The organism is Clostridia bacterium (genome assembly GCA_036562685.1).
Taxonomy (GTDB): Bacteria; Bacillota; Clostridia; order Christensenellales; family DUVY01; genus DUVY01.
Window position 1 is genome coordinate 1 of record DATCJR010000151.1, and the last position, 8,052, is coordinate 8,052.

At 36.6% G+C, this 8,052-nt stretch carries 9 protein-coding genes and 1 tRNA gene; 7 read left to right on the top strand and 3 right to left on the bottom strand.

The window, feature by feature from the left end:
• Both VIL26_06960 and VIL26_06965 read right to left on the bottom strand, forming a co-directional pair.
• A partial coding sequence (locus tag VIL26_06960) for a NusG domain II-containing protein (protein HEY8390668.1) occupies window positions 1-350 on the bottom strand: 350 nt, incomplete at its 3' end.
• 4 nt (window positions 351-354) lie between these two features.
• Window positions 355-1,593 carry an FAD:protein FMN transferase gene (locus VIL26_06965; GenBank protein ID HEY8390669.1) on the bottom strand — a complete coding sequence of 413 codons (1,239 nt, stop codon included), beginning with the start codon at window positions 1,591-1,593 and terminating at the stop codon, window positions 355-357.
• Between the two features lie 198 nt (window positions 1,594-1,791).
• On the opposite strand from VIL26_06965, the gene VIL26_06970 reads away from it, so the two are divergent.
• Window positions 1,792-1,875: transfer RNA gene (locus VIL26_06970), tRNA-Leu, on the top strand.
• 100 nt (window positions 1,876-1,975) lie between these two features.
• Here VIL26_06970 and VIL26_06975 read toward each other — a convergent pair.
• Window positions 1,976-2,773 carry an AraC family transcriptional regulator gene (locus VIL26_06975; GenBank protein ID HEY8390670.1) on the bottom strand — a complete coding sequence of 266 codons (798 nt, stop codon included), beginning with the start codon at window positions 2,771-2,773 and terminating at the stop codon, window positions 1,976-1,978.
• 168 nt (window positions 2,774-2,941) lie between these two features.
• Between VIL26_06975 and VIL26_06980 the strand changes: the two genes are divergently transcribed.
• The 6 genes from VIL26_06980 to VIL26_07005 all read left to right on the top strand — a co-directional run.
• Window positions 2,942-3,973, top strand: a complete 1,032-nt coding sequence (locus tag VIL26_06980; protein ID HEY8390671.1) for a Gfo/Idh/MocA family oxidoreductase — start codon at window positions 2,942-2,944, stop codon at window positions 3,971-3,973.
• A gap of 26 nt (window positions 3,974-3,999) precedes the next feature.
• Window positions 4,000-4,728 carry a ThuA domain-containing protein gene (locus VIL26_06985; protein HEY8390672.1) on the top strand — a complete coding sequence of 243 codons (729 nt, stop codon included), beginning with the start codon at window positions 4,000-4,002 and terminating at the stop codon, window positions 4,726-4,728.
• A gap of 2 nt (window positions 4,729-4,730) precedes the next feature.
• Entirely contained in the window at window positions 4,731-5,540 is an 810-nt protein-coding gene (locus VIL26_06990) for a sugar phosphate isomerase/epimerase (protein HEY8390673.1), read from the top strand.
• Between the two features lie 14 nt (window positions 5,541-5,554).
• Window positions 5,555-6,637, top strand: coding sequence for a Gfo/Idh/MocA family oxidoreductase (locus VIL26_06995; GenBank protein ID HEY8390674.1), 1,083 nt, complete (start codon window positions 5,555-5,557; stop codon window positions 6,635-6,637).
• Between the two features lie 13 nt (window positions 6,638-6,650).
• The gene (locus tag VIL26_07000; GenBank protein HEY8390675.1) at window positions 6,651-7,613 is read left to right on the top strand and encodes a sugar phosphate isomerase/epimerase; all 963 of its coding nucleotides are present in this window, start codon (window positions 6,651-6,653) and stop codon (window positions 7,611-7,613) included.
• A gap of 311 nt (window positions 7,614-7,924) precedes the next feature.
• Window positions 7,925-8,052: L-rhamnose mutarotase (locus VIL26_07005; protein HEY8390676.1), on the top strand; the 128-nt coding region annotated here is incomplete at its 3' end.

An 8,052-nucleotide genomic window follows, 5' to 3' on the forward strand; every position in this document is an offset into this window, starting at 1 on the left:
TTGTTAGGCAGGCATATTATCTGTTCAGGGGAAAACTGAATATCAGACATCTCACAAAGGTGGTCAGGGCATGTCGAGTCTTCTACATGCACGACTTTGTCATGTATAACCAAAACCAGCAATTTATTGCCTTGTGAATCGATAATATCATAATGTCCGTCAACGTTCAGATCATAATCGGCATAAAGTTCATTTTGGACATAAACTCTGACGATTTTGCCTTCTTTTTTTACATTAAGGCTTATTATCATAAAGGTTATGACCAAAATCGCCAATAGAACAAAAATCGGAATGTCCAGCAGGGCAAAAGGTCGTGAAGATTTTAATTTTTTTATTTTTTGTATATTCATTGTTTTATTTAAAGCTGTATTCTACGCCGCCGGCATCTACATAAGCTGTGTAATCTTGATAGCCAAGCGCACCGTAGCTGTCGTATTGTTCGAGCTTACCCACAGCGGCAAATCTTTTGTCATTAGAAATCAACACGCCGCTTAGATTGTTTTGATTCATATATTTTACACCGTTTTCCATTCCGAGCAGCATTACGATTTTTGCGTATATGTCTGAAAGTTCGGAATTTTGGTCGATGATTGTTACCGAAATCAGTCCTGATTGATTATACGAATCATTGCCTTCTTCGTCTCTTGTTATGTTTACGGGCAGTCCATTAAAAGGGTTTAGGATATGCGCATATTTGACACCGTTAAACATAAAGTATCTGTTATAGTCGCCGCTTGTAACAACAGAAGTGTTTTCAAGTTTTAGAGCGCAAAAAGCGCTTTGCTGATGTTGTATAGGCATAGTGATTCCCGCATTCCATTTTTGAGTCGTTCCGTCATCTAGTGGTTTTTGTTTGTATACAAAAACATTGCCGCCTATGTTGAAAAATGCGCCTTTTATATTATACTTTTTGCAGATTTCAACTGCTAGGTCTGTGCCGTAACCTTTTGCCTGACCGCCAAAGTCCAGCTTGATTTCCTTGATGTCTTTGGTCATATAATAGCCATTTTCGTCTTTGCCAAAATGCACTTTTTCAAAGTCTGTATAAGGCAAGCATTGTTCAATCTGTTCTGTTGAAGGAACGCTTGTGCGTTGTGTTTCATCATGAATATTAGTAGAATCCAGTTCCCACAATTCCATCAAAGGATAAATGGCAGGGTTAAAATACTCGTTAACATTAAATTCTTCGCCGTCTATAGTTAACATTCCGTTTGCGTTAGATCGGAATTCTTTTGCAACCGTCAGCATGTGATAGAGGTATTCAGAGATATAGAACTTCTTAGCTGGATCAAAGTTGTCGTCAGCACCGTAATTGTTGAACTGATAGATAACGCTTTTTCTGTCAACAGTGTTGAGTTCTTCGTTCATTGATTTTAGCGTAGTTACTATTTCGTCTCTTGCGTTTTTCAAAGTATTTAGGTTATAGCCATAAAGGGTGCCGGTTATTACTATCATACCGGTTTGAGGCGTGCCAAATACCCATGTGCCTGTAGGTCCAAAATCTACTGATTTTAGGGTTTTAGAGCATGACGAAAAAAGCGCCATGCATGAGAGTATTATAATTAATGTTAATGCAAATGATATTTTTTTCATAAGTCCTTTTAGATTATACTATAAAATCATCAAACTGTAATGGATTTAGAATGAGATATTATTTTAATTTAACCTTATGCTTTATTGGCAAAATTATACAATGCAATAATATAATAAAAACCTGTGGATAGATATAAAAAATTATTGCAAAATTTATAAAATATTGTATAATATAATAGCTGTTTTTTGTAAACATTTGCGAGAGTGGCGGAACTGGCAGACGCGCACGTTTGAGGGGCGTGTGGTTACACCGTACGGGTTCAAGTCCCGTCTCTCGCACCACATTAGTTCAAATGGTCTGATTTTAAGTCAGACCATTTTTTTATTTATAAATATCAATTTTTAAGATAAAATCCAAAGCTAATGAAAAAGAATAAAAAATTTACATCATTGAGCTGGTTACATTCAATTGTTTTATGAATTTTATGGGCGAGGTGTTGAAGTTGCTTTTGAAGCTTCTGTAAAAAGTTCTTAGGCTTGGAAAGCCGGCGTTTTCAGAGGCTTCGATAACGCTTTGACCGCTTTTGATGTATTCCAGGCTTTTTTGGGCACGCAAGTTGTTAATAAAAGTTGTTAAGTTTGTTTTCATATAAGAATTGAACATATAAGAAAAATGATTGGGGCTGTATCCAAACCTGGTTGATAAAGATTTTAGAGTCAATGGTTCTGATAAGTTGTTGTAAATATAAAAAAGAACTTCTTTTATTGAGTCATTCGAGGATAAGTTTTTGTCTATAAGCTCAATCTTGCTTAACACTATTGCAAACAAAGACTTTCCGAGTGCATCGCTGCAATAGTTTTGCTTTTTTGAATTGTATTCAATAAGCATATCGTATATAGTTATAAGATTTTGAAAAGTCTTGGCATCGTTGATGATGTTGTTTTTAAATGTCTTGTTCCTAAGCATCAGATTAAAATCAGACAAAAGGTTTTTTGGTAGAATTATCACATAGCCGTCAGACTGTGCGTTTACGCTGTATGCATGCACATCATAAGAGTTGCATATCAGAATTTCGCCCTTAGTCAAAACCGAGCTTTTTCCATTAATCAAAATGTCTATTTTTCCTTCTTTTACGAACAATATTTCTATCGAACTATGAAAATGCGCATTACAGCCTTCTGTTTTGAAGGCTTCTATGGGCTTTATTTCATAATCTCTATCAGATTCGTATAATAACATTTTGACCTCAAAAGTGTTTATTTATGACAAATCTTATTATAAAACATATTAACTTTTCAATCAACATAATCGTAATTTCTGGCAAAAAAAAGAAATTAATTGACTAGAATAGTTTTTTTGCCGGGGTATAATGGACTAAAAAGATTAAAACCAAAAGAGGAAGAATAGATGAATATCGCGATTATCGGATATGGAGGAATGGGCAGATACCATTTTGAAAGAGTTCAAAAAAATGGATATCTCAACGTAATAGGAATTTATGATATAGACCAAGAAAGATGCAATATAGCATTACGAGATGGTCTTAAGGTATATAAAAGCTATCAGGAAATAGCCTTGGATAACAACATAGAAGGCGTTTTGATAGCTACCCCTAATGACGTGCATGCGTTTTATATAGAATATTTTGCAAAAAAGGGTTTGAAAGTTTTGTGCGAAAAACCGGTTGTAAGAAATGCGCAGGAGTTCGAAGAACTTTTAAATAAAACTGGTCAAAGCGTTTTTGCGATCAATCAAAACAGACGGTTTGACGCAGATTATATAACCGCAAGAAAAATAATCCAAAGCGAAAAAATTGGCAAAATAAACAGAATTCAATCTAGCGTTACAGGCGCAAACGGTGTGCCGGGCGGCTGGCGAAAACTAATAGAGCATGGCGGCGGAATGATGCTGGATTGGGGAGTGCATTTGATTGACCAGATTTGCTGCATTTATCCTAAATTTTCGGCCTTACGATGCACGTATTCTTATGTTTTGGGCTTTGATGTGGAAGACGGCTTTGTGGCTGATTTGTTTACCAATGACGGAGTTCAAATTACTATTGAAGTTCAGACCAATGATTTTATAGGCGCTGACAGGTGGAAAATTTTTGGACGGGATGGAAGCGCTGTAATCAAAAATTGGGATTTGGAAGGAAATATCATTTTACCGGTATATAACAGTCAAGCCGAAATAGTAAGCATTCAAGCAGGCAACGGACTTACCAAAACCATGGCTTACAGAAGTCATAATTCGGTTGAAGTTTTGCCTTTGCCTAAGGTAGAAGCTGACTGCGAAGCAATTTATAGAAATTTTGCAGAAGCTAAAAGCAATGATGATTTAATCGTTAGGCATGAAGAAGCGCTTCGTGTTTTAAAGATAATGGATAAATGCAAACAATCGGCGCAAAAAGGCGGGCAATTAATTGAAGTCGAATTATAAAAAAACAAGATTATAGGAGAAAAAAGATGATTAATGTTACGATCTGGAATGAATATCCTCATGGACAGGATAGCGAGGCTCACAAAAAAGCATATCCTTACGGTTTGCATAATTGCATAAAAGATTTTTTGCAATGTTCTGATATTAATGTAAAGTGCGCTTTGTATGACGAATCCGAATTTGGTTTGTCTGATGAGGTTTTGAATTCAACAGATGTTTTGATTTGGTGGGCGCACGTTCTTCATGACAAAATTCCTGACACATTGGTTCAAAAGATAAAAGAAAGGGTTCTAAAGGGCATGGGAATAATCTTCTTGCATTCGGCTCATTATTCTAAGGTTATGAGTTCGCTTTTGGGTTCAAGCGGCAGGCTTAATTGGCGTGAGGCCAATGAGAGAGAAAGGATTTGGAATGTCAATCCCACACATCCTATTGCTCGCGGTGTTCCTATGGAATTTTGTCTAGAAAAAGAAGAGATGTATGGAGAATATTTTGATATTCCCAGACCAGATGACATTATATTTTTGGGCTGGTTTGAAGGCGGCAATGTTTTTAGAAGCGGCGTAACTTTTACGAGAGGATATGGAAAGATTTTTTATTTTCAGCCTGGACATGAAACCTTTGCAACATATCAAAACGAAAACATTCAAACCATAATAAAAAATGCGGTAAGGTGGGCTGCACCTGCCATATATGCTGAGGACTTAAATTGCGTACATGAAGTTAAATCAAAAGAAATAATAATGGAGAAATAGTCATGCCTTTTGAAATTGGATTGCAGCTTTTTACACTTAGAGATGAACTTGAAAAAGACTTTGAAGGGACTTTAGAACAAGTTTCAAAAATAGGTCTTAAGTATGTTGAGATCGCTGGATATTACGGCAAAAGCGCTCAAGAGTTAAAAGATGTATTAAGCGCGAATAACTTAAAATGCGTTTCAGCTCATATTTCTTTTGATGAATTGGTCTCTAATACGCAAAAACATGCTGATATGCTCAGCGTGCTGGGTGCCGAGTATGTAGCAATACCTATTGTCTCTGAAGATTATCTTGCAGGCGGACATAAGTATGGTTTGTTTTTGGATATGCTGCAAAAGATGTCAGAGGTTTTCAATCAAAACGGCATAAAGCTGTTGTACCATAACCACGATTTTGAGTTTAACAAGTACGAAAATAGATATAAGCTGGATCTTTTGTTTGAAGCGCTGTCTGTTAATACACTTCAGTTTGAGCCTGATACTTGCTGGATAAGATATGCTGGAGTTGATCCTTTTAGGTATCTGCAGAAATTTGAAAAAAGATGTCCGGTAGTGCATTTAAAGGATTTTGCATCTGATAGTGCGAGGCAATCAATAAAAGGCATTGAAAATGGGCGATATATACAGAATAAACAAGCGGATAATTTTATGTTCAAGCCCTTGGGGCAAGGGCTAATGGATATAAAAGGCATAATCAATACCGCCGATATATTAGGCACTAAATATTTTATTATCGAGCAAGACCTTTCACCCGAAAGGCCTGCAATCCAATGTGTTAAACAGAGTTTTGAATATTTGAAAAATATATAGCGAGGAAATTTTAGATGAGAAAATTAAAGTTTGGAATTATAGGTTGCGGTGGAATAGCAGGAGCTAAACATTTGCCTGGTCTTAAACAACAGGATAATGTGGAAATAACAGCATACTGCGATATTATTCCAGAAAGAGCTACAGAACTTAACAAAAAGTTTTCAGACGGAAAAGCCAAAGAGTTTGCAGATTACAAAGAGCTGTTAAAAGAAGATTTGGATGCTGTTTGCATTTGCACACCCAATAACCTGCATTGTCAGATGACAGTAGATGCGCTTATGAGCGGCAAACATGTAATGTGTGAAAAGCCTATGGCTATAAGCTATGAAGAAAGCAAAAAAATGCTTGAAGCCAAAGAAAAAAGCGGCAAGCTGCTAACAATAGGCTATCAGAACAGATTTAGAAAAGACAGCCTGTATCTAAAAAAAGAATGCGAAAAGGGTGTTTTGGGTGAAATCTATTATGCAAAAGCAATAGCACTAAGAAGAAGAGCTGTTCCCACATGGGGAGTGTTTGTTGATGAAGAAAAGCAGGGCGGCGGTCCTTTGATTGATATAGGCACACATGCCCTTGACCTGACATTGTTCATGATGAATAACTATGAACCGCTTTACGCTGTGGGCACAACTTATCACAAGCTCAACAATGACGATAAAGATACAGCCAATATCTGGGGAGATTGGGACAGCAAGAAGTTTACAGCAGAGGACAGCGCGTTTGGTTTTGTGGTAATGAAAAACGGTGCGACTGTTACAGTTGAAGCAAGCTGGGCGCTTAATACTCTCAATGTAAGAGAAGCTGTTTGCGAATTGTGCGGAACAAAAGCTGGCGCTGATATGAATGGTGAAGAATTGAGAATTAACGGCGTAAACAATGGCAGCATGTATGTAACCATACCTGATTTTAAGACCGGCGGCGTAGCTTATAACGAAGGAAAAGCAATGAGTATAGAAGGACTGGAATGCAAGACTTTTGTTGATGCTATTTTAGGAAAAGGCAAATTATACGTACTTCCTGAACAAGCAGCTGTCGTTACTAGAATATTAGAAGGCATATATATTTCTGCTAAAACTAAGAAGCCTTATTATTTTGATTAAGGAGAAAAATAAGATGAAACTGTCAGTTTTTTCGCCTATATTTTCGCAAATGAGTCTTGAAGAAGCCTTAAAATTTCTAAAGCAAAATGATGTTGATGCGCTAGAACTTGGATGCGGCGGCTATCCCGGCACTAAGCATGCTGATGCTGTGGCTTTAATTAAAGACAAAAACAAAATAAAAGACCTAAAAGATCTGTTTGAAAAATACCAAATTGAGATCAGTGCGCTTTCTGTGCACGGCAACGGTGTTCATCCCATAAAAGAAGTGGCAAAAAAAGCTACCGAAGAATTTAACGCGGCATGCGAATTGGCAGAACAGCTTGGCGTTGACAGGGTAGTAACATTTTCAGGCTGTCCTGGGGACGGTAAGGGAGATGCGCCTAACTGGGTAACTTGCCCTTGGCCCAATGAATTTAGCGATATTTTGAAATATCAATGGGAAGAAGTGCTTATCCCTTATTGGCAAACGCAGTCCAAAATTGCGCAAAATCACAATGTCAAGGTTTGCTTTGAGATGCATCCTGGTTTTTGCGTATATAATGTGGAAACTATGCTGAAGATAAGAGAAGCAGTAGGCGATACTTTGGGCGCTAATTTGGATCCTTCCCATTTGTTTTGGCAGGGCGCAGATATAGTTTCTGTAATTAAGAAATTGAATAAGGCTATATATTTCTTCCACGCTAAAGACACTTATATCGATAAAATCAATACGTCAGTAAACGGCGTTTTGGATACCAAAACATATGCCGACGAAGCTAACCGTTCATGGATATTTAGAACGGTAGGTTATGGACATGATCTAGGCGTTTGGAAAGAAATTATCAGTGCGCTAAAGATTGTCGGATATGACCATGCAATATCTATTGAGCATGAAGACAGCCTGATGGCTCCTATGGAAGGGCTCAAAAAAGCCATAAATTTTCTTAAAGACGTTATGATAAAGGAAAAGAATCAAACGGATATGTGGTGGGTTTGAGTGTAAACTTTTGAGTACAAAAGAAAAAATCTTACTACAACAAAAGATAATTAATAAAAACAAAAGAAAAATAAAAGACCAAAGAAAAAAGGCTTATGGAAGCTATAGCTCATAAGCAAGTGATTTTTAAAACGGCATAGCAAAAAGGCTATGCCGTTTTGTTTTTTCTTTAAGGATATTTTGATTGAAGTATAAAATCGCTTTGATATAATTTTTATAAGCTAAAGATATCTTTTTATAGTTTTTTTATTTTATTATAATTATAGTATAAAATTAATATTTTCAAATACAACAAAAGAGGAAGGTGGATTATGGAAAGATACGCATGGAGAGCAAAAGTAAAAGACGGATATATGGATGAATATATCAAGCGTCATGATGAAATCTGGCCCGAAATGATTGCTGAACTCAAAAAAGCCGGTATTAAGAACTACACTAT